The sequence below is a fragment of the Qipengyuania polymorpha genome, assembly GCF_019711435.1.
GTDB lineage: Bacteria > Pseudomonadota > Alphaproteobacteria > Sphingomonadales > Sphingomonadaceae > Qipengyuania > Qipengyuania polymorpha.
Genome location: NZ_JAIGNK010000001.1, coordinates 748716 through 767245, shown reverse-complemented (window position 1 = coordinate 767245; position 18530 = coordinate 748716). Strand labels below are relative to the sequence as shown.

Here is an 18530-nt window from a genome sequence, read left to right as displayed (position 1 = left end):
CTTGCGCAGAATACGAATTAGCTTGTAACCCGTGCCCACAGAAGGGGGCCGGACCTATGCGAACATACCTCGTCGTGATGGACGAAACCGAGGAGGCGAAGCACGCGCTGCGCTTTGCCTCGCTGCGCGCCATGAAGACGGGCGGTTCGGTGCATATCCTTGCGCTGGTCCCGCAGCAGACCTTCAACGCCTTTGGCGGCGTGCAGGCCACCATCGAGCAGGAAGCGCGCGAGCGTGCCGAAGTCATGGCCAACAGCGCGGCGGGCAATATCTTCGGCGAAATGGGCAAGATGCCGGTCATTACGGTCAAGCCCGGCTCGCCCGCCGATGTGATTACGAAATACCTCGACGAGCACGGCGAAGTTGCCGCGCTGGTGCTGGGGACGTCGAAAGAAGGGGGCAAGGACCCGCTGGTGGCCCATTTCGCTGCGCGCGCGTCCTTCCTGCCCTGCCCGCTTTACCTCGTGCCGGGCACGCTTTCGAAAGAACAGCTCGACGAGCTGGCCTAGCGCTTCTTGCCGCGCCCCTGGTGGCGGATGTTCTTCGGGCGGCCGCGCTGACCCTGCGCGTGTTTCTGGCGAGGCGCGCCCTTGCCTTTCTTGAAATGCTTTTTCTTTGGCGGCGGTCGGTCTCCGCGCTTTTCGATGGGCTCCCCATCGCCGTCGGGTAGCTCGAATTTGAGCGCACCGGTGAGCGCGTTGGATTCCGCCAGTCTCAGCTTCAACCGGTCACCCACGGCATAGGTCTTGCCCGTGTTCTCGCCGACCAGTTCGCGCGCGCCTTCGTCGTAACGGAAGTAGTCGCGCCCGAGGGTGGAGACAGGCACGAGGCCGTCCCCGCCGAGGTTCTCGATGGTGGCGAAGAAGCCAAAGCCCTGTACGCCGGTGATACGGGTGTCGAACACCTCGCCCACGCGGCCCGAAAGCCATGCCGCGACATAGCGGTCGATGGTGTCGCGCTCGGCCTCCATCGCGCGGCGCTCGGTCTGGCTGATGGCGTCGGTAATCTGGTTCAGCGCCGTGCGGTCACGGTCCGAGAGGCCCGAGGTGTCGGGAATGTTTCCTTTCGGCTTCGGCTGCTCAAGCTTGTATGAATCGACCAGCGCGCGGTGCACGAGCAGGTCGGCATAGCGGCGGATGGGCGAAGTGAAATGCGCATAGCTGCCCAGCGCGAGGCCGAAGTGTCCTGCATTCGCCGGCCCGTAATAGGCCTGCGTCTGGCTCCGCAGCACAGCCTCCATGATCAGCGCCTTTTCAGCCGGGTCGACGATGTCCTTGAGCATCCGGTTGAAGAGGCCGGGGGTGATGACCTGGCCCATGGCGAATTTCTTGCCCTGGCTGGCGAGGTATTCCTTGAACGCCATCAGCTTTTCGCGGCTCGGCGTCTCGTGGACGCGGTAGACGACAGGCGCGGCTTTTTCCTCCAGCGCCTTGGCCGCCGCGACATTGGCCGCGATCATGAAGTCTTCTACCACGCGGTGTGCATCGAGGCGCTCGCGCACGGCGATTTCCTCGATTACGCCCTCGTCATTAAGGCGCACCTGCCGCTCGGGCAACTCAAGGTCGAGCGGGTCGCGCGCCTCGCGGGCCTTGAACAGCAGCTTCCACGCACCCCACAGGTTCTTGAGGACAGTGTCCAGTTCACCGCTCGTGTCGAGCGCAGTCGAGACACGCTGGCCTGGCTCTTCACTCCCGTCTCTCAACTTCGCTCGAGACGAACGGAATTTCTGATCCGCAATCGCCTGTGCATCCTCATAGGCGATGTTCGCCGCGAGCCGCACAATGGCGCGGGTGAAGCGCCACTTGGTCACCTTGCCCTCGGGCGAGATGCGTATGTGGCAGGCCATCGCCGCGCGGTCCTCGTGCTCGACCAGCGAGCAGACATCCGCGGAGAGGATTTCAGGCAGCATCGGCACGACGCGGTCTGGGAAATAGACCGAATTGCCGCGCTTCCGCGCCTCGCGGTCGAGCTTCCCGCCCGGGCGCACGTAGAAAGACACGTCGGCAATCGCGACGATGGCCTTGTAGCCCCCTTCCCCGTCGGGCTCGGCCCAGATGGCGTCGTCGTGGTCGCGCGCATCGGCGGGGTCGATGGCAACGATGGGCACATCGCGCAAATCCTCGCGCTTGTCCTCGCTCAGCGGGAGTTCGGCCACCGCCTGTGCCTCTTCCAGCGCCTCGGGCGGGAAGATGTGCGGGATGCCGTGCTTGGCGATGGCGATGAGGCTGAAGCTCTTGGGTGCGAGCGGGTCGCCGATGACCTCGACCACCTTCACCTTGGCGCGGGGCGACTTGCCCATGGGCTCGGCCAGCACCAGCTCGCCTTCCTTAGCCTCGCCGAGGTCGCCGATGGGCGAGGAATTGCGCACGCGCTTGTCCACCGGCGCGAGCCATGGCTTGCCGCCGCCGTCCATCTCGACGACGCCCATCAGGCCTTCGGTGCGCGCGGGCAGCTTCTTCATCGGATGGGCAGTCCAGCCCTTGCCGCGCTCTTCGGTGCGCGCAAGGAAACGGTCGCCGCGTTTGAGCGCCGCGACCTTCTTGCTTTCCTTGACCACGAGCCTTGGCGGCTTGTTTGGCGCGTCCGCATCCCAGCTTTCGGGAACCGCGACAGGTTCGCCATCCTCGATTTCGACGACCTTCAAAACGGTCACCTTGGGCAGCCCGCCCATCTTGTGGAACGCGGTTTTCTTGCCGTCGATGAGGCCTTCCTCGGCCATGTCCTTGAGGCGCTTCTTCAGCGCGATTTTTTCCTGCCCCTTGATGCCGAAGGCCTTGGCGATTTCGCGCTTGCCTGCAGGACGGTCGGAGCTCTGGATGAATTCGATTATCTGTTCTTTACTCGGCAAGCCCTGCGGCCTGCCGGTTCTGTTCTGTTTTTTCATGCCGCCCATATGGGGACGGACCTACTCGCTGTCATCCTCTTCAACCGGAATGGGTTCGAATTGTCCTGCGGGCACGGCGCTGGAAACGGGGCTCATCACGCCGCTCTCGCCCGTCGCGCTGACGCCGAAAATCCAGTCGTCGCCGCGAATGCCTTCGAGGCGCGCGTTGGTGGCGACGATGTTCTCGATGACCGGCTCTTCGCGCCAGTAAGGCTCGTCGGTGCGGCGCTGCCAGACGGTGTAGCCGATGGCGCCGGGCACTTCGCTCCAGCTGATGTCGGTGAAGGTCTGGACGGCAGCCTGCGCACTTGAAGCCGGCGGCGCGGGAGAGCGGGCCAGCTTGTCGAGCGCACGAATGTTGAACTGGGTCACCTTGGCGAGATAGGCGAAGTCCATCTCGTCCGCCGTGTCGCCATAGGTCACGCCATCTTCGACGCGTAGGTCCTGGTGCTGGTGTTCGTAATCCTCGACCGCCACGGCGATGCGGATGGCGGGAAAGCCCTTCTCCATGAACGGTATCTGGTCACCGCCGCGGCCCATGCGGTCGACGCGCCAAATCTGGCGCACGTCGAGTCCGCCTTCGGTTTCGTCGGCAAGGTTGTCGAGCCAGCGCGAGAGGTTGCGGCTGGGGCTGTCGTTTTCCCCGCCCTCGCGGCGCTGGGCTGCGCGGATGGCATCGGTAAGGTCGGCGCGCGGACCCTCGGAAAAGACGCGGACGTGGTCGGGGTCGCAATAGCCGTCGCTGCCGCAGCTGTTGCCGACGACATCGTTGTTTAGCACGGCCTTGACCTGCCAGCCTTGTTTCTCGGCGTAATCGGCCAGCAGGCGGCCACCGTAGAGGCCCTGCTCCTCGCCCGAAAGAAGCGCGAAGACGATGGTCACCGGATAGCGCCGTTGCGTAAGCGCACGAGCTGCTTCCAACACGAGCACCGTGCCAGAGCCATCGTCATTTGCGCCGGGCGCATCGCTTTCCCAATCCATCGCATCGCTGGCGCGGCTGTCGATATGCCCTTGCACGATAACGATCTCGTTGGGCCGCTCGGTCCCGCGCTGGATGGCGACAGCATTGCGGATACGCGTGGGGCGCGGCAGGCGACGGCCCTCCTCGATGCGCTCGGGCGCGACGATTTCGAGGCAGCCGTTGCAGTCTTCCGAAATGCGCCCAAATTCGGCGAGCCCCCAATCGACTGCTGCGCCGATACCGCGCTCGGGATTGTTCTGCTCGGACAGCGTGTGGCGCGTGCCGAATCCGACCAGCGTGTCGATGTCGGCGCGCAGGCGTTCCTGCGAGACTCCGGCAGCGGGGTCGTCAGATATTGGCGGCGTGCTCTGCGCAGCGAGCGGTGTTGCGAGAAGGGCGACAAGCGGGATGAGCTTTCTCATGCCGCCTGTCTTCACCAGAACCGCTGTCAGTTCAAGCTAGTATGCCTTTGCCAGCAAGACGCGCTCGGTCGCAGGCTCGCCGGTGAAGATGCACGCGCCGTCCACCGGCAAGCTGTCCATCGGCACGTTGCGGATGGTGAGCTTGTGCTCCTTCAGCCGCTCGACGACCTTTTCCAGCGCCGCGCCGGTCGGCTTCGACCACTGGACTTCGACCCAGCCCGGATAGCGCGAGGCGGCGAAGTGCTTTTCGACTTCAGCAAAATCGGTGACGCCGCGCGTGATGTTCGCATCACGGCGTTCCTTGGCCTCGGTGAGCAGCGCGGACTGCATGTCGGCGAGTACATCGGGAATGGTCTGACCGGCCACTTCGCGCGTCGGTGTCTGAAACGCGGTCTTGCCGGTTTCCGTGTCCCACAAGCGGTCGCGGCGCAGCATCGAGACGACGCCGTTCTCCATGTCGCGGCCGCCGACCTCGACGATGATCGGCGCGCCTTTGCGCACATAATCCCAGCGCTTCTGCGCCGCCTTGCCGGGGCGGGTGTCGAGCAGCACGCGGAGCGGCTCGCCCAGCACCTGCTGGCTGGCGAGCGTCGCGCGCAGGGCCTCGCAATATTCGATAAGCGCTTCGTCTTCCGGCTTGTCGCGCAGCATCGGCAGGATGACCACCTGCTGCGGAGCAATCTTGGGCGGCAGGCGCAGGCCGTCGTCATCGCCGTGGGTCATGATGACGCCACCAACCATGCGGGTCGAAACGCCCCAGCTGGTGGTGTGGCAGAGGCTCTCGCCGCCTTCCTTGTTCTGGTACTTGATCCCCGAAGCTTTCGAGAAATTCGTGCCGAGGTAATGGCTCGTGCCGGCCTGCAGCGCCTTGCCGTCCTGCATCATGGCCTCGATGGACCAGGTTTCGACCGCGCCGGGGAAGCGCTCGTTTTCGGGCTTTTCGCCGGGCACGACTGCCAGCGCGAGGTCCTCATCCGCAAAGGCGCGATAGACTTCGAGCATGGTGAGCGTGTGGTCCTTCGCCTCGCCCTCGTCTGCGTGCGCGGTGTGGCCTTCCTGCCAGAGGAATTCGCTCGTGCGCAGGAACATGCGGGTGCGCATTTCCCAGCGCACGACATTGGCCCACTGGTTGAGCTTCAGCGGCAAATCGCGCCAGCTTTGGACCCAGCGCGCCATCGCATCGCCGATGATGGTCTCGGACGTCGGACGCACGACCAGCGGCTCTTCCAGCTTGGCATCAGGGTCGGGGACCAGCCCGCCGTCCTTGCCTGCAATCAGGCGGTGGTGCGTGACGACCGCCATTTCCTTGGCAAAGCCTTCGACGTGCTCGGCCTCGCGCTCGAAGTTCGAGAGCGGGATGAAGATGGGAAAATAGGCGTTTTCGTGGCCGGTCGCCTTGATGCGGTCATCGAGCAGGCGCTGCATGCGCTCCCAGATGCCGAAGCCCCACGGCCGGATGACCATGCAGCCACGCACCCCCGATTCCTCCGCCATCTCGGCAGCGGAGATGACTTCCTGGTACCAGGCCGCAAAATCGTCGGCACGGCGGGCGTTCAATGCATGGCGGATGTTGGCCACGGGTTGATTCTCACTTTTAGGTTGTTTCGCGCCCGCCCCTAGCCGTTCGTGTCGAGCGAAGTCGAGACACGTTTTGCGCTGGGTTCAAGGTATCTCGACTACGGACTGCGTCCTCCGCTCGATACGAACGGAGGATTGAGTAGGCTACTTGCTCAGCTCATCCAGCTTCTTCTGCATCGCGGCCATCTGCTCGCGCATGGCGGCCAGCTCGCCATCGGCTTCCTTCTTCGCGGAATCGACTGTCTTGCGGGTTGCCGGGATGAAGGCCTCGGCCGCGTTCTGCATCATCTTGAGGTTCGCCTCGGCCATCTTGGCGAGCGGATTCGCCTCGATACCCTTGGCAAAGGCCGCCTGAAGCTGTTCGCGGTTCTTGCGGAAATTGGCCATGCTCGCTTCGAGGTAGCTCGGCATCATCGACTGCATCGAATTGCCGTACATCGAGATCAGGTCGCGCAAGAAGCTGACCGGCAGCATCTGCTGGCCGCCCTGGCTTTCTTCCTCGACGATGATCTGGGTCAGGATCGTGTGGGTGATATCGTCGCCCGTCTTGGCGTCGAGCACCTGGAAATCGACATTGTCGCGGACCATCTTCGCCAGATCGTCGAGCGTGATGTAGCTCGAGGTATCGGTGTTGTAGAGCCGCCGGTTGGCGTATTTCTTGATGATGATCGGTTCGCCTTCGGCGGTCCGCTTTGCCATGTCGCTTCATCTCCCCATTGTGCGTTGCAAGAAGCCTTAGCATTTGCACAATGTGCAGCGCAACATGCGTTTCAGCGCTGGAAGCGGTTCCCCAGAACCGTGAGCAGTTCATATTGCGAAACAGCGGTTTGCTGCGCAGCATCGGGGAGGTTGTAGGGCAGTTCGAGCCAGTCGCCCTCGCTCAGGTTTGGCGCGTCCGACAGGTCGACGACGATCATATCCATCGACACCTTGCCGAGGATAGGAAGCGATTTTTCACCCGCCCTGAAGTGCGCGCCGCCCCATGCGCGCAGGATACCGTCGGCATATCCCAGCGAGAGCACGCCCACGCGCATGTCATGCTGCGCGGTAAACGTCGCATTATAGCCGACACATTCGCCCGCGCTTAGCTTGCGGGTCTGGATGATGGCCGCTTTGGGATAGGCCACCTGGCGGATTGCGTCCGCCATTTCTGGACGCGGGACGCCGCCGTAGAGCGAAAGGCCGGGGCGTGTGAGGTCGAAATGATAGTCTGCGCCCAGAGCAATGCCTGCGCTGTTCGCAAGGCTGGTCTCGCGGTGTTCGATGCTGGGAAGGATATCGCGGAATGCGGCCAACTGCCGCGCGTTCATCGCGCTGTCCTCGTCCGCGCAGGCGAGGTGGCTCAGTAGCACCTGTACATCGAGCGCCTGCACCGCCGGGTCCGAAATCTCCTTCGGTGAAATGCCGAGCCGGTTGATGCCGGTATCGACCATGAGGTGACACGCCCCTCCCCCGCCCTCGGTCCACAGCTTCGCTTGCCGGATGGAGTCGATGACCGGCACCACGCCCGTCTCGCGCGCATAGGCGACCTCGGAGGCGTCCAGCGGACCATGCAGCACCGCCACTTGGGTCGGCTCGACATGCTCGAGCACCGCCGCGACTTCGCTCCAGTGCGCGACGAAGAAATCGCGGCAGCCCGCATCGCGCAGCACCGGCACGCAATGCTCAACCCCGAGGCCATAGCAATCCGCCTTCACCGCCGCCCCTGCCCGCGCCTTGCCCGACAACCGGTCGAGCGCCCGCCAGTTGGCAGCAAGCGCATCCCGGTCGATATCGAGACGGAGTGTGGGAGGTGGCAGCGTCATTCAGGCTTCTTCACCAGGTCGCGGGCCCGACCGGAGGCGCATCTTCCGAGTCCTCGAAATCACGCGGAGGCCCGTCGGGAATGCCCCACCAGGCGACGATCAGGCCGAAGCCGACAACCGCCATCGTATACCACAGTCCCGCATAGACGTCGCCCGTGCGCGCCACGATGATGCCCGCAATAAGCGGCAGGAAACCGCCGAGGTAACCCGCACCGATATGATAGGGTATCGACATCGAGCTGTAGCGGATTTTGGCAGGGAACATCTCCGACAGAAGCGCGGCGACCGAACCATAGGTCAGCGCCGAAAGCACACCGCACACGAGCAGGAGCCCGCCGATACCAAGGATGTTCAGCAGGGGCGGCGTCTGCTTGGAGAAATCGAAGCCGCGGGCGGTCAGCGCTGCCTGAACACCGTCGCGCCGAGCTGCGGAATCCTCCGTCCAGTTCGCATCGATGGCAACCGGCTCACCGCCTACCGAAAGGCCGAGCTCATCGCCGGCCTCGATCGTGTAAGCGACCCCGCTGGCGGTCAGCGTCTCCAATACCTTGCCGCATTCGCTCTGCTCCCGGTCGAACAGTTCGGCGAAAGGATCGGTGGTGCATTCCTGTCCGGTCACCACGACCGGATTGTCCTTAGCGGCCTGCGCAAGCCCCGGGTTGGCAAGGCTGCCCATGGCCCAGAAGATAGGGAAGAGCAGCGCCAGCGTGGCGACCGCGCCAATGATGATGGGTTTCTTGCGGCCTACGCGGTCGGACCATTTCCCAACGACGATATAGAAGCTCATCGAAATGAAACCGGCGATCAGGAGGATCCACTCCACCGTGCTTTCATCGACCCGCATGTCGCGGCGCAGGAAGCTGAGCGAGGAGAAAAAGGCGGTGTACCAGATGGTCGTCAGGATGCCGGTGATACCGAAGAGCGCCACGAAAATGCGCTTCGGATTACCGGGATAGGTCAGGCTTTCCTTGAACGGATTGGCGCTGGTTTCGCCCGCTTCCTTCATCGCCTGAAAGACCGGGCTTTCCGAAAGCTTGAGGCGCATCCAGAGCGAAATGCCGAGCAGCGCGATCGACAGCAGGAACGGCACGCGCCAGCCCCACTCCGCAAAATCATCGGCCGGGATCAGCGCGCGGCAAGCGAGTACGACGATGATCGACAACACAAAGCCGCCGACAACGCTGGCCTGGATGAAGCTGGTGTAAAAGCCGCGCTTTTCGGGCGGGGCGTGCTCGGCCACGTAAATGGCCGCTCCGCCATATTCCCCGCCCAGCGCCAGGCCTTGCAGGATGCGCAGGCAGATAACGATGATCGGCGCGGCGATGCCGATGCTGGCCGCGCTCGGGATGAGACCGACACCCGCCGTGGCGATACCCATCAGCGTGACCGTCACGAGGAAGGTGTATTTGCGTCCCAGCCTGTCGCCGAGGAAGCCGAACAGGATGGCCCCCAGCGGGCGGAAGCCGAAGCCGACGGCGAAACCGGCCCAGACCAGCAGGATTTGGAGCGTTTCGTTGCCGCTCGGGAAAAAGGCAGCACCGATAAGGCCGGCCAGCGTGCCGTAGATGAAGAAATCATACCACTCGAACACCGTGCCCGCGCTGCTCGCGGCGATGACCAGCTTGATCTCCTTCTCGGTCGGTTCCCTCTGCAAGGCTGGTGCCCCCGCCATGTCCCTCAACTCCCGTGTCGTATGATTTTATCGCAGCGGCTTAGCGCCCCTCTTCGCCGGAGGAAAGCGCGTCCAGCGCAGCCTTCCACGGCAGGAGTATCGCCCCGTGCCGGGCAGGATAGTCGCGCGCGGCCGCGATCAGGTGAAGGTCGGGCCAGTCGGGAAGTGGCTCGCCGTGGTCCAGCCACGCAGTTATGGCATCGGCGCTTTGGACAATGTCATCCTTCGATTTCCCTTCGCAATGGCGCGCGAAGATGGCCGCAGAGGCCTGCCCGACGGCGCAAGCGGTCACCTTGAGACCGATGTTTGCCAGGCCGGCTTCAAAGGAGAGCGCCACAGTACTGCCACAGGTTTTCGACCGACGCTCTGCGGAATAGGCGGCACCGCCATCAAAAGGGTAGCGCGCCAGTTCCACCGCCAGCGCGAGCATTTGCGGGGAATAAAGCGGGGCTTTCGCCTGCCCGCTCACTCGGCGGCGGCTTCCGCTTCTTCGGCTTCACGCTCGGCGGCCTGTTCGCCCAGCAGCCTCGCGCGCCGCTGCGCCAGCACTTCGACCAGCGAACGCGAACCGGCATCGACAAGCTCGTAGCTCTTGGCGGTCGTGATCCAGACCGGGCGGCCGCGATAGTCCCATACGGAATCGTATCCGAGCACGAGCACGGAAAAGGCGATGACCGCGATGACAAGGCCTTTCAGCGCACCGAAGCCGACGCCGAGAATACGGTCGATCGGGCCAAGGACGGAATTGCGCGAAGCCATCCCGACGTTGTTCGCTATGACCTTCATCGCGGCGTAAGGAATGAGCAGGAGAAGGGTGAACGAAAGCACCGAGGTGGTGACGTTCTTGCCGATGTAATCCTGCAGGACCACCGTCAGCGGCGTGTGCATATAGCGGATCGCGAAGCCCGCGAGGACCCACGAGCCCAGCGACAGCACCTCCTGCAGGAAGCCGCGCATATATCCGCCCGTGGCAGCAATGCCCACGATCAGCAGCACAAGGAAATCGAAACCCGTCATAGAACCCTACTAACCCCTCGGGGTTTGGGGTTTATTAACTGCTCATCACGCGGTCAACGAGGTTTGCCAATTGTCCCAAGCCTGCATAATCGAGGCCTGACGAGCCGTTCTTCGTATCGGACGGGCCGAACCCCTTGCCGAAACCGAGCTTGGCCGCCTCGCGCAAACGCACACCGCCATGGGCGACCGGGCGCACTTCCCCGGCAAGACTGATCTCCCCCAGCCATACGCTGCGATCGGGCAGCGGCTTGTCTGCAAGAGCGCTTACCAGCGCCGCCGCGACCGCCAGATCGGCGGCCGGGTCGGACAGCCGATAGCCGCCCGCGACGTTGAGATAGACCTCCGCAGAACTGAACGACAGGCCGCAACGCGATTCCAGCACCGCCAGCAACATCGCGAGGCGGCCATTGTCCCACCCTACCACCGCGCGCCGCGGGGTCGCGCCCGATTGCAACCGCACGATGAGCGCCTGTATCTCGACCAGCACGGGCCGCGTGCCTTCCATCGCCGGAAATACCGCGCTGCCCGCCATCGGCTGCTCGCGGCCCGAGAGGAACAGCATGGAAGGGTTCTCGACCTCCTCCAGCCCGTCGCCCGCCATGGCGAAGACACCGATCTCGTCGACCGCGCCGAAGCGGTTCTTCAAGGCGCGCAGGATGCGGTACTGATGGCTGCGCTCGCCCTCGAAGCTCATCACCACATCGACCATGTGTTCGAGCACGCGCGGGCCGGCGATGTTGCCGTCCTTGGTGACGTGCCCGACCAGCACCAGCGCAACGCCGTTCTCCTTGGCATAGCGGATGAGCTCGAACGCGCAGCCGCGCACCTGGCTGACCGTCCCGGGCGCACCTTCGATGGTGTCGGAATGCATCGTCTGGATGGAGTCGATGACGAGAAACTTCGGCGTTTCCATCTGGCCGAGCGTGGTAAGGATATCACGGACGCCGGTGGCCGCAGCCAGCTTCACCGGAGCGTCCGACAGACCGAGGCGGGCCGCACGCATGCGGACCTGACCCGAGGCTTCCTCGCCGCTGACATAGGCTACGCTATGCCCTTCCCTCGCCACCTTGGCTGCCGCCTGGAGCAGGAGCGTGGACTTGCCGATACCCGGATCGCCACCCATCAGGATCGCGCTTCCGGGCACGAGCCCACCGCCCAATGCGCGATCGAATTCGGCAAGGCCGGTTTTCTGGCGCACGGGCATTTCGCCCGGCTTGTCGAGGTCGACGAATTCCACCGCCCTGCCCCCGCTCGACAAATCGTGCTTCAGGGAGAAAACCGTCGCGGGCGCATCCTCGACCAGCGTGTTCCATTCCGCGCAATCGGTGCATTGACCCTGCCAGCGGTGGGATACGGACCCGCAGGCCTGGCAGACATAACGTTTCTTGGGCTTTGCCATGCCCGATTGACTAACAGAACATTTGCAGAACGCAATTGCCTTTGCTGCACGGGCTGTGCACAAGGGTCAACGATGCGGCAGAAAGAACTAAGGATCGCGCTTGTCTGCTACGGCGGGGTCAGCCTGGCAGTCTACATGCACGGCGTGACGCGCGAGATGTGGCAGCTTGCCCGGGCGAGCCGCGATTTCCATTCCGGCCATGAGCATCGCGGCGGCGTGCACTCGGTCTATCTCGACCTGCTCGAGGAAATCGAGGCCGACATGGACCTGCGCCTGCGCGTCCTGCCCGACATCGCGAGCGGCGCAAGCGCGGGCGGCATCAATGCGGTGTTTCTCGCGCAGGCGATCTACTCCGGCCAGAGCCTCGAGCCGCTGACCGACCTGTGGCTCGAGGTCGCCGATGTCGACGAACTGACCGATCCCGATGCGAAACTAAGCTGGTCGGGCGGGAAGATCTGGGCCCAGCCCTTTGCCAGCTGGATACTCAACCGCCCGGGCACCGAAATTGCGTCCGAAGTCGCCCCCGAGACACGCGAGGAGGTACGGCGCAAGGTCTCGCACCTCATCCGCGGTCGCTGGTTCGAGCCGCCCTTTTCGGGGCTTGGATTCTCCAAGCTGCTCGCCCGCGCCTTCGCCGCGATGGAATCCACGCCGCACGAGGCGCCGCTGCTTCCGCCCAACCATCCACTCGACCTGTTCGTGACGGCGACCGACTTCCACGGCTACCTGGAGCAGCTTCGCCTCCACAGCCCGCCGGTCGTGGAAGATAGCGAACACCGCATGCCCATTGCCTTCCGCCGCAAGACTCCGCTGGAGGCCGGGCAAAACCTCGCCGACCCCATGGAGCTCGTCTTCGCCGCACGCGCAACCGCCAGCTTCCCGGGCGCGTTCCCCCCGCTCAAGGTGGAGGAAATCGACCAGCTGGCGCAAGACATGGGCCACGAGTGGCACAGCCGCGGGAAATTCCTCGATAACATCATGCCGATCCATGTCCTGCGCGAGAATGTCGAGAATGTCTCGCTGATCGATGGCTCGGTGCTGGTAAACAAGCCCTTCGGCGGAGCCATGGCCGCGCTGCGCGGGCGTCCGGCCCAGCGCGAGGTCGACCGGCGCTTCGTCTATGTCGACCCGCGCCCCGACCGCTTCGGCGAACGGCATGCCAAGCGTACCGGCGACGTTGGGTTCTTCAACGCAATCTTCGGATCGCTGTCGACGATCCCGCGCGAGCAACCGATCCGGGACAACCTCGAACAGCTGGAAGAGCAGAGCCGCGAGGCCGAACGGCTGGCGCGCATCGTCACCGCCTTGCGCCCGGATGTCGAACGCGCGGTGGAGAAGCTGTTCGGATACACGCTGTTCCTCGACAGCCCCACACCCAAGCGACTCAAGGCATGGCGACAGAAGGCCCAGCAAGCCGCGGCCGAACAGGCAGGCTATGCCTTCCAGTCCTATGCCCAGTCCAAGGCCAGCGGCATCGTGACGCGGCTGGCGAAGCTCGCCTGGCAAGCCGCGCCCGCGCTCCACACGACCGATCATGCGCCGATCGAGGATGCCCTTCGCGCCGAGCTAACCCGCCGCGGGCTCGACCGGCTGGCGAATGACAAAGGCGGGGCGACGCCCGAGGCGATCCTGTTCTTCCGTGAACACGATATCGGCTTTCGCATCCGCCGGCTGCGCCTGCTTGCCCGCCGTCTCGCACGCGACTGGGAGGCAGACCCCGATATCCCCGACGACGCGCTGGAGCAGGGCCGCGACGCGGTTTATGCCATCCTGGCGCTCTACTTCGAGAAAGAGAGCCTCGGCGTCCTCGGTCATGAATTCGGCGCAATTGCCCGGGATGTTGTCGCCAATCCGGGGGCGCTGCTCGACCACGTGGAAAGCAGGCGCCTGCTGCCGGATATCGACGACAAGGCCGAAGAAATGCTCGCCGAAGCGCTGAGCGCCATGCCCGATCACCTCAAGCGGCGCATGCTGTTCGCCTATCTCGGCTTTCCCTTTTATGACGTTGCCACCTTGCCTTTACTCCGCAACGAGGGCCTGACCGAATTCGATCCGGTCAAGATCGACCGGATCAGTCCCGACGATGCCCGCAGCCTGCGCGAAGGGGGAACGCTGGCGACCTTGCGCGGCATCGAATTCTATAACTTCGGGGCCTTTTTCAGCCGGGCCTATCGCGAGAACGATTACCTTTGGGGCCGCCTCCACGGGGCAGAGCGGATGATCGACATTACCTGCTCGACCCTAGACGAACCGATGCCGCTGGACCGCTGCCGCCATTTCAAGCGCCGCGCCTTCCTCGCCATCCTCGATGAAGAGGCGGAGGCTGAACGCTGCGCCGCCTCTTTAATCGAACAAATACGCTCCGAAGTATTCGAACGTCTGGCTTGAAAAGAAATCCTCAACATTTTTACACTATCTAGAATAGGTAATCTTGAGGGGGTCATTCAATGAAAAAGTCATTTCACGCCGCAGCGCTCGTTCTGGCAAGTGTCGGACTTGCAGCATGCGGTGAAGAACCCGGCGTGTATGCAATGACGCCGGAGCAACTCGGCATGAAGCTTTCGAGCGCCACCAAGAACTACAAGCCAAGCGCCAACGGTGCTGTGCAGACTATAAGCGGAGCAAGCCTTGTAGAGGACGGCGTGAAAGTCGCGCTCTCCTCGTCAAATGGGAGGGAATACTCACGGAGCTGCCTAATCAGGTTCGAGGCAGTCGATGCGGCCAGCACCCGTGTGAATGCCGATTGCGACCGCGGTGCTGGTAGTTCCTCGCAGTCCCGGACAATGGAGGAATTGGACGAGGCCGCGGTCATGGAATTCGTCGCTTCAAGCCTCGATGGACGGGACTTCGACTACACGAGGGTCCTTGCGAAACAAACCGCCGTTATGGCGAAAAACCACAAGGATAATGTCAACGAAGCGCTCGAAAACTACGATCGCGCACAGTCGGGCGTCTACGAGGACGATCCCGAAGTCGAAGCCATGTTCAATGCTGCAGCCGAGCAGATCGAGTTGCAGGACGCTGGCTGGGGTGACCAGTAAATGGACAATATAGCCGTCTGGGCGCTTGGCGGCGCAGGCTTGCTAGGCTTTGCAGCTTATGCAGCGGCTCCCGGTAGCGATGGCAAAGTCCTGGTCGAGGCCACCAAGGCCCGGGCCATCGCCGCGCTGGATGGGCACAGCGAAGACGTCTTCGGAACGGGACTTGGCGGGCTGCGCATTTCCAGCCAGCGCCTGACCGGTGACAAGGCGCGGGTCGACATCCGCCGGATCAACACCGAACACGAAATTTCCTGCCACGTCACAATAACTCCAGCGGACGAGACGCATGTTACGCTCGAAACCGATTGCCTCGCCCCGGTCAGCGATGAAGAGCCGAACAAGCGCCGCGACGCCGCGCTCAAGATCATCACGCCGGTCGCCCGCGAGTTCGCCGTCGCGGCCATCGAGGAGCGAAAATACGAAACTTCGGGTGTCGTCGACGATATGATGGCAGGCATCCACGACCGCGAAATCGGGGTGCGCGGAGACCTTGGCTATTAGGGGCTGCTAGCCGCCGAAAGCGGTGCGGATTTTCTCGAAGAAGCCTTGCGACTGCGGGCATTCGTCGCCCGTTTCCAGATCGCGGAACTGTTCGAGGACAGCGCGCTGTTCCTTGGTGAGCTTGGTCGGAGTCTCAACGGCAATCTCGACCACCATGTCACCGCGTCCGCGGCCCTGCAGCACGGGCATGCCTGCGCCGCGCTGGCGCAGCTGCTTGCCCGACTGGATGCCGGCCGGAATTTCCAGCGTCAGTTCCTCGCCATCGAGGCCGGGAATCTCGATCGAACCGCCCAGCGCCGCCATGGTGAAGCTGATCGGGACGCGCGTGGCGAGGGTGGTGCCTTCGCGCTGGAAGATCTCGTGCGGCTTCACATGGACGAAAATATAGAGATCGCCCGCAGGTGCCCCGCGCGGACCTGCCTCGCCCTTGCCGGACAGGCGGATGCGCGTGCCGGTATCGACGCCAGGAGGGATATCGACTTCGAGCTTCTGCGGCACGTCGACCCGCCCTTCCCCGCGGCAATCGCGGCAGGGCGAGGTGATGACTTCGCCGGCGCCATGGCAATTGGGACATGGCCGCTCGACCACGAAAAAGCCCTGTTTCGCGCGGACATTGCCCTGCCCTCCGCACAGGTTGCAGGTGCGGGCATGGGTGCCGGGCTGCGCGCCGGAACCGTGACAAGTGTCGCAGGCCTTGCTGACCTCGATTTCGATTTCGCTCGATTTGCCATGGAAAGCTTCCTCGAGGCCGATTTCCATGTCGTAGCGCAAATCTGCGCCGCGCCGCGGACGCGCACGTCCGCCGCCGCCACCGAAGGCCGAGCCGAAAATGGTCTCGAAAATGTCGCCGATGTCGCCGAAATCCGCATTGCCATGCGCCCCGCCCGGACCGCCGCCGTTCTGGAAGGCGGCATGGCCGTACTGGTCGTAGGCCGCACGTTTCTGCGGGTCCTTCAGGCAGTCGTAGGCGACGCTGATCGCCTTGAAAGTGTTTTCGCTGTCCTTGCACCCCGGGTTCCTGTCCGGGTGGTGCTTCATCGCGAGCTTGCGATAGGCGCTCTTGATGGCCGCGCCGTCCGCATCGCGGCTGACGCCGAGCACTTCGTAAAAATCGATTTCGGTAGCTGACATGACTTTCCCCGCCCTAAAACTTACCCCCACCGGAGCGGACTTGCACCGGTGGGGGCGGAGTTTTCATCAGGCGTCTCAGTTCTTCGCGTCTTCGTCGACTTCGGAGAATTCGGCGTCGACCACCTCTTCCTCCTGAGCGGCGTCCGCACCGGCATCGCCTGCCGGAGCATCCGAAGCGGCATTTGCCTGCTCCTGCTCGTAAATCGACTGGCCCATCTTCATCGCGCTCTGCGACAGGTCCTGGGCCTTGGCGTTGATGTCAGCGGCATCGTCGCCTTCAAGCGCGGTCTTGAGCGCCGCGACCTTCTCTTCGACTTCGCCCTTGAGCGATGCGTCGATCTTGTCGCCATGCTCTTCGAGCTGCTTCTCGGTCGCGTGGACGAGGCTGTCGGCCTGGTTGCGGGCCTCGGCGCTTTCGCGGCGCTTTTTGTCCTCGTCGGCGAACTTTTCCGCGTCCTGGACCATCTGGTCGATGTCGGCGTCCGACAAGCCACCCGATGCCTGGATGCGGATCTGCTGCTCCTTGCCGGTGCCTTTGTCCTTGGCCGACACGTTGACGATGCCGTTGGCATCGATGTCGAAAGTGACCTCGATCTGCGGCACGCCGCGCGGTGCGGGCGGGATACCGACGAGATCGAACTGGCCGAGCAGCTTGTTGTCCTGCGCCATCTCGCGCTCGCCCTGGAACACGCGGATCGTCACCGCCTGCTGGTTGTCCTCGGCAGTCGAGTAGGTCTGGCTCTTCTTGGTCGGGATCGTCGTGTTGCGGTCGATCATCTTGGTCATGATGCCGCCCAAGGTTTCGATACCCAGCGACAGCGGGGTCACGTCGAGCAGCAGCACGTCCTTGACATCGCCCTGGAGGACGCCGGCCTGGATGGCAGCACCCATGGCCACGACTTCATCGGGGTTCACGCCGGTGTGCGGCTTCTTGCCGAAGAATTCTTCGACCACTTCGCGGACCTTGGGCATGCGGGTCATACCGCCGACGAGGATGACCTCGTCCACGCCGCCCTTGTCGATGCCCGCGTCCGCGAGAGCCTTCTTGCAGGGCTCGAGCGTGCGCTTGATGAGGTCGCCGACCATCTTTTCGAGGTCGGAGCGGCTGATGGTTTCAACAAGGTGCAGCGGGGTGGACGAGCCACCTTCCATGCGCGCGGTGATGAAGGGCAGGTTCACTTCCGTGGTCTGCGCCGAGCTCAGCTCGATCTTCGCCTTCTCGGCCGCTTCCTTGAGGCGCTGCAGCGCGAGCTTGTCGCTCCGCAGGTCCATGTTTTCCTTCTTCTTGAACTGGTCGGCCAGCCATTCGACAATCGCGCTGTCGAAGTCTTCACCGCCGAGGAAGGTGTCGCCATTGGTCGACTTCACTTCGAAGACGCCGTCACCGATCTCGAGGATCGAAACGTCGAAGGTGCCACCGCCAAGGTCGTAAACGGCGATGGTCTTGCCGTCTTCCTTGTCGAGACCATAAGCCAGCGCAGCCGCAGTCGGCTCGTTGATGATGCGCTCGACTTCGAGGCCGGCAATCTTGCCTGCGTCCTTGGTTGCCTGGCGCTGTGCGTCGTTGAAGTAGGCCGGGACGGTAATGACCGCCTTTTCGACCTTCTCGCCAAGATATTCCTCGGCGGTTTCCTTCATCTTCTGGAGGATGAAGGCGGAAACCTGGCTGGGGCTGTACTTTTCGCCAGCAGCTTCGACCCATGCGTCGCCGTTCGGACCCTTGACGATGTCATAGGGGACCAGTTCCATGTCCTTCTTGGTCATGGGGTCGTCGAAGCGGCGGCCGATGAGGCGCTTGATCGCGAAAAGGGTGTTGTCCGGATTGGTGACCGCCTGGCGCTTGGCCGGCTGGCCGATCAGACGCTCGCCATCCTTGGTAAAGGCGACGATCGAGGGCGTGGTACGCGCGCCTTCGGAATTCTCGATGACCTTGGGCTTGCCGCCGTCCATCACGGCGACGCAGCTGTTGGTGGTGCCAAGGTCGATACCGATAATCTTGCTCATGGTTTCCCCATCTGTTTCAAGTCATTGGACGCTGCACAGCTGGTTTCCCGTGATTGGCAAAACCGGTCGGCAGCTCGATAAAACGGTGTATTACAGGGGCGATATAGGAGCGCTT

15 protein-coding genes are annotated in these 18530 nt (G+C 63.4%); 4 read left to right on the top strand and 11 right to left on the bottom strand.

What is annotated here, in order from left to right; all coding sequences use genetic code 11:
* Positions 1 to 56: 56 nt before the first annotated feature.
* On the top strand, positions 57 to 509 hold the full coding sequence (locus K3152_RS03815; RefSeq protein WP_221572678.1) for a universal stress protein: 453 nt from the start codon (positions 57 to 59) through the stop codon (positions 507 to 509).
* Here K3152_RS03815 and rnr read toward each other — a convergent pair.
* The 9 genes from rnr to radA form a co-directional block, all read right to left on the bottom strand.
* Positions 506 to 2884: a ribonuclease R gene (rnr, locus tag K3152_RS03810; protein WP_425594664.1), complete on the bottom strand. Its 2379-nt coding sequence runs from the start codon at positions 2882 to 2884 to the stop codon at positions 506 to 508. The two genes, K3152_RS03815 and rnr, sit on opposite strands and share 4 nt — an antisense overlap.
* A gap of 21 nt (positions 2885 to 2905) precedes the next feature.
* Entirely contained in the window at positions 2906 to 4267 is a 1362-nt protein-coding gene (locus K3152_RS03805) for a M20/M25/M40 family metallo-hydrolase (RefSeq protein WP_221572676.1), read from the bottom strand.
* A gap of 36 nt (positions 4268 to 4303) precedes the next feature.
* Complete coding sequence (gene proS / locus K3152_RS03800) at positions 4304 to 5845, bottom strand: proline--tRNA ligase (RefSeq protein WP_221572675.1); 1542 nt, start codon at positions 5843 to 5845, stop codon at positions 4304 to 4306.
* Between the two features lie 144 nt (positions 5846 to 5989).
* Entirely contained in the window at positions 5990 to 6544 is a 555-nt protein-coding gene (phaR, locus tag K3152_RS03795; protein WP_221572674.1) for a polyhydroxyalkanoate synthesis repressor PhaR, read from the bottom strand.
* A gap of 71 nt (positions 6545 to 6615) precedes the next feature.
* A complete protein-coding gene (gene alr, locus K3152_RS03790; RefSeq protein WP_221572673.1) occupies positions 6616 to 7650 on the bottom strand; it encodes an alanine racemase in 1035 nt (344 codons plus the stop codon).
* A 10-nt stretch (positions 7651 to 7660) separates the two neighbouring features.
* A complete protein-coding gene (locus tag K3152_RS03785) occupies positions 7661 to 9322 on the bottom strand; it encodes an MFS transporter (protein ID WP_221572672.1) in 1662 nt (553 codons plus the stop codon).
* A gap of 40 nt (positions 9323 to 9362) precedes the next feature.
* Positions 9363 to 9791: an iron-sulfur cluster assembly scaffold protein gene (locus K3152_RS03780; RefSeq protein WP_345719755.1), complete on the bottom strand. Its 429-nt coding sequence runs from the start codon at positions 9789 to 9791 to the stop codon at positions 9363 to 9365.
* Positions 9788 to 10339: a CvpA family protein gene (locus tag K3152_RS03775; RefSeq protein WP_221572671.1), complete on the bottom strand. Its 552-nt coding sequence runs from the start codon at positions 10337 to 10339 to the stop codon at positions 9788 to 9790. Before K3152_RS03775 ends, K3152_RS03780 begins: the two co-directional genes overlap by 4 nt.
* A 34-nt stretch (positions 10340 to 10373) precedes the next feature.
* Positions 10374 to 11738 carry a DNA repair protein RadA gene (gene radA, locus K3152_RS03770; protein ID WP_221572670.1) on the bottom strand — a complete coding sequence of 455 codons (1365 nt, stop codon included), beginning with the start codon at positions 11736 to 11738 and terminating at the stop codon, positions 10374 to 10376.
* A gap of 72 nt (positions 11739 to 11810) precedes the next feature.
* Here radA and K3152_RS03765 point away from each other — a divergent pair, with 72 nt between their 5' ends.
* From K3152_RS03765 to K3152_RS03755, 3 genes are read left to right on the top strand one after another with little or no spacing between them, the layout of a single operon-like run.
* Positions 11811 to 14126 (top strand): patatin-like protein, encoded by a 2316-nt coding sequence (locus K3152_RS03765; RefSeq protein WP_221572669.1) that lies wholly within the window; start codon positions 11811 to 11813, stop codon positions 14124 to 14126.
* Between the two features lie 59 nt (positions 14127 to 14185).
* Complete coding sequence (locus K3152_RS03760; protein WP_221572668.1) at positions 14186 to 14779, top strand: hypothetical protein; 594 nt, start codon at positions 14186 to 14188, stop codon at positions 14777 to 14779.
* On the top strand, positions 14780 to 15280 hold the full coding sequence (locus tag K3152_RS03755; protein WP_221572667.1) for a hypothetical protein: 501 nt from the start codon (positions 14780 to 14782) through the stop codon (positions 15278 to 15280).
* A 6-nt stretch (positions 15281 to 15286) separates the two neighbouring features.
* On the opposite strand, the gene dnaJ is transcribed toward K3152_RS03755, so the two are convergent.
* Positions 15287 to 16411: a molecular chaperone DnaJ gene (gene dnaJ, locus K3152_RS03750; protein ID WP_221572666.1), complete on the bottom strand. Its 1125-nt coding sequence runs from the start codon at positions 16409 to 16411 to the stop codon at positions 15287 to 15289.
* A 75-nt stretch (positions 16412 to 16486) separates the two neighbouring features.
* Positions 16487 to 18415, bottom strand: a complete 1929-nt coding sequence (gene dnaK / locus K3152_RS03745) for a molecular chaperone DnaK (RefSeq protein WP_221572665.1) — start codon at positions 18413 to 18415, stop codon at positions 16487 to 16489.
* Positions 18416 to 18530 lie beyond the last annotated feature (115 nt).

Excerpts from the sequence above, each read along its gene's own strand:
- K3152_RS03815 (WP_221572678.1), top strand. The coding sequence starts at position 57 with ATGCGAACATACCTCGTCGTGATGGACGAAACCGAGGAGGCGAAGCAC.
- rnr (WP_425594664.1), bottom strand. The coding sequence starts at position 2,884 with ATGAAAAAACAGAACAGAACCGGCAGGCCGCAGGGCTTGCCGAGTAAA.
- K3152_RS03805 (WP_221572676.1), bottom strand. The coding sequence starts at position 4,267 with ATGAGAAAGCTCATCCCGCTTGTCGCCCTTCTCGCAACACCGCTCGCT.
- phaR (WP_221572674.1), bottom strand. The coding sequence starts at position 6,544 with ATGGCAAAGCGGACCGCCGAAGGCGAACCGATCATCATCAAGAAATAC.
- alr (WP_221572673.1), bottom strand. The coding sequence starts at position 7,650 with ATGACGCTGCCACCTCCCACACTCCGTCTCGATATCGACCGGGATGCG.
- K3152_RS03785 (WP_221572672.1), bottom strand. The coding sequence starts at position 9,322 with ATGGCGGGGGCACCAGCCTTGCAGAGGGAACCGACCGAGAAGGAGATC.
- K3152_RS03775 (WP_221572671.1), bottom strand. The coding sequence starts at position 10,339 with ATGACGGGTTTCGATTTCCTTGTGCTGCTGATCGTGGGCATTGCTGCC.
- radA (WP_221572670.1), bottom strand. The coding sequence starts at position 11,738 with ATGGCAAAGCCCAAGAAACGTTATGTCTGCCAGGCCTGCGGGTCCGTA.
- K3152_RS03765 (WP_221572669.1), top strand. The coding sequence starts at position 11,811 with ATGCGGCAGAAAGAACTAAGGATCGCGCTTGTCTGCTACGGCGGGGTC.
- K3152_RS03760 (WP_221572668.1), top strand. The coding sequence starts at position 14,186 with ATGAAAAAGTCATTTCACGCCGCAGCGCTCGTTCTGGCAAGTGTCGGA.
- K3152_RS03755 (WP_221572667.1), top strand. The coding sequence starts at position 14,780 with ATGGACAATATAGCCGTCTGGGCGCTTGGCGGCGCAGGCTTGCTAGGC.
- dnaJ (WP_221572666.1), bottom strand. The coding sequence starts at position 16,411 with ATGTCAGCTACCGAAATCGATTTTTACGAAGTGCTCGGCGTCAGCCGC.
- dnaK (WP_221572665.1), bottom strand. The coding sequence starts at position 18,415 with ATGAGCAAGATTATCGGTATCGACCTTGGCACCACCAACAGCTGCGTC.